This is a genomic window from Bacillus sp. SM2101 (genome assembly GCF_018588585.1).
GTDB lineage: Bacteria > Bacillota > Bacilli > Bacillales > SM2101 > Nanhaiella > Nanhaiella sioensis.
The window spans coordinates 1-2,692 of the sequence record NZ_JAEUFG010000078.1 but is presented as its reverse complement, the minus strand read 5'-3'; the positions used below and the strand labels follow the sequence as shown (position 1 = coordinate 2,692).

Annotated in this window: 3 protein-coding genes; all 3 read left to right on the top strand. The window is 31.9% G+C overall.

Annotated features, from left to right (window positions below; genetic code table 11):
* Positions 1 to 242 precede the first annotated feature (242 nt).
* The 3 genes from JM172_RS24160 (at position 243) to JM172_RS24150 (ending at position 2,584) form a co-directional block, all read left to right on the top strand.
* Positions 243 to 1,493: a hypothetical protein gene (locus JM172_RS24160; RefSeq protein WP_214484938.1), complete on the top strand. Its 1,251-nt coding sequence runs from the start codon at positions 243 to 245 to the stop codon at positions 1,491 to 1,493.
* A gap of 288 nt (positions 1,494 to 1,781) precedes the next feature.
* The gene (locus JM172_RS24155; RefSeq protein WP_214484937.1) at positions 1,782 to 2,150 is read left to right on the top strand and encodes a hypothetical protein; all 369 of its coding nucleotides are present in this window, start codon (positions 1,782 to 1,784) and stop codon (positions 2,148 to 2,150) included.
* Positions 2,151 to 2,269: 119 nt separating this feature from the next.
* On the top strand, positions 2,270 to 2,584 hold the full coding sequence (locus JM172_RS24150; RefSeq protein WP_214484936.1) for a hypothetical protein: 315 nt from the start codon (positions 2,270 to 2,272) through the stop codon (positions 2,582 to 2,584).
* Positions 2,585 to 2,692 lie beyond the last annotated feature (108 nt).

The following is a 2,692-nucleotide window of genomic DNA, read 5'->3' as shown; positions in this document are numbered from 1 at the left end:
ACAAACGGAATGCTTTTTTTAGACTGTTATTATTCTCTTTTAAGACTATTTCATTTTATTATTCAGCAATCTGGCGCGATGAAATAACATCGCGTTTTTTTTGAGCGAAAAACCCTAGCACTAAAGGATAGAAAATTAATATAAATCATGAATGGCTTTTTGTTTAAGTAGTATTAATTCGAAGAAAGGGAAGAATAAAAACACAGTAAGAAGCTAAAATAAAGGAGATTTATTATTCACAAATGAAAACAATATTTGTGTGCTTTGTCATTATTAACTTATCATTTCATTATATTTCAAATGTATCAGCAAAATCCTCTACAGAATTGCGAGCAGCATTTGTAAGAAATAATGATATGTGGATTAAAATTAATAATAAAGAATTGAGAATTATCCATAGTGAAAATGTAAGTTACCCTAAGTGGTCTTTTAGTGGAGACTGGATTGCATATATCAAGGAGAAAAAAGAAGATCAAATAAGAGTCCATGATAAAGAACTCTGGATATACAATGTGAAATTAGACAAACATTTCAAAATTTGCTCGTGTAATATGGAAAAATACCAGTGGGCTCCAAATAAAAATGTTTTGGGTTTTCTAGACGATGAATATTTAAATATCATAGATGTGCAGTTATTACAATCATCAAAAAGAATAGCTTCTGAAATTATCAACTTCTCTTGGTTACCTGATGGGAGTGGACTTTTAACTTCTTCAAAGAAAGGTAAAAGTGTATTTTCAGATATCGTGTTATCTAAATTCTTAATATCTCCTAAAAACAATCAGGAGCAAGTTCAGTCACATCATTTTTATACTATTCCAGTAAAGAAAAAAGATTATTTTTATGGAACAAGTCAATTTAAATGGTCATATAATCAAAACTGGATTGCATTTCAATTAGTTCCTACAGCATCTATTTCTGCCGATAACAACACTCTTAGTGTTATTTCAAAAGATGGTAAATCATTCCGAAAGATAGGTGGAATGTTAAATTATGAAGACTGGTTTCAATGGGCACCAAATACAAATTTTTTGGCTTATATTAATGGCTTTGACCGAATTGCAATAAAAAATAAAGTATTAAAGGTTAACAAAATAGATAAACGAGCTGAACACCTATATACACCAAAAGGATATGTTGATCGAGATTTAATATGGGGAGATGATAGCTCGATCTATGTGTCACGTTCCTTAGAGAGTGAGTGGACAAATATTGGTAAAAGACCTATGCCCTCAATATATAAAATTGATATTCGAACAAGTGCATCAGAGAAAGTAACGTTTCCACAAGCTAATGAAGGAGATTTTCTTCCTCACTACATACAAAATCAAGACAAATTGGTTTGGATTAGAACTAATAGAAGTAATTCAAATGTAATGATTTCTGATTCAAAAGGTCTAGAACATAAAATATGGATTGATAATATTAATACTGGTAGTTGGTTCTATGAACATTGGGATTGGGATCGAGTTTTTAACTTATATGAACCGTGATTTTTTCATCTATTAAAGAGAAGTATCTTCCACAATATGGCGCAAGAAGGTAATAAAGGCTATCTGGACTATGTTAAGGATAGTTACCTATTAAGTAAACACAAGTGATATTATGTATCGTATCTTCATAAACCAGTTAACTAATTTTAATAAAGCGAAATGTCGATTTTCTTAAATATAATTGTTGCAACGATGAGAGATACTGGTCCTTCACATATATTTTGTTCGCCCATAAGCTGAAAGTATGAGGTGATGAATATGTTATTACGGAATCAAATCGACTCAGTTGTGTATCATCAAAAATATTTTCGTCCATCAAGTTTACCAACTTTAAATTTAAGATTTCAAACTTCGGAGTTCTTCAAGCCCTTTTATAAAAAAACTCATGATCAAATTCAGGTACCCCTAGAGTTGATTAAAACTCCTGAAGAAACCCTTCTTAATTATTTTAGTATTTTGCGTGAAGCCGAAAATATGGGCGGGCGAAGCTGTGGAACTATTGGTAATGCACGAGTTCCATTTCCACTTGCTTACAATTTTTTATCGAATAACTATAAAAAAAAAGTGAGTTATAAAAACTATCTTGATTTGTTTGCTGGTATTGGGCATACGAGTTTGATCAAGCTTTGTAGGGTGCCCGATCTAAAACGGGCATAAGATTTTTTTATGAAATTGAAACAATTGAAGGATTTAAAGGCAAGAGAGCCGAATATTTTGGTTATTCTTACGGATTTATTCAACTTGTTCATGAAGAAGAAGGTTACCGAATTTCACATTTGAAGCAGTATCCTGAGGATTTTCTATGCGCCCCGTACCACTTATGGCAACATGACGCGGAATCAGTTGTTAATGTGAAATATGGGCAATGGTGCAAGTTGATTCAGAAAAGATTCCCAACCATAAAAAATGGATATATTAAACATATCTATTTTCACGGTAACGATGGTGCTGATTATTATTTTATATTTTTTATATTAACAAATGGTACTGACATAGAAATTGCACAATTTCGCAAAGTAGGCCTTAAAGAGTGGAATCTAGTGGAAATGAAGCCTGAAGAAGAATGTTTACCAGAAAACAGGGTGCCGTAAAGTATATACTTTTCTTATTTCTGTCCCTGAGTTCTTTTCTTGCACTTAAACGCTGTTACATGGTCTAAGTACCAAGACTCTTGTTATGAGGGCTAAAGTAGTTATATG

Coding starts and splice junctions, on each gene's coding strand:
- JM172_RS24160 (WP_214484938.1), top strand. CDS start 243: ATGAAAACAATATTTGTGTGCTTTGTCATTATTAACTTATCATTTCAT.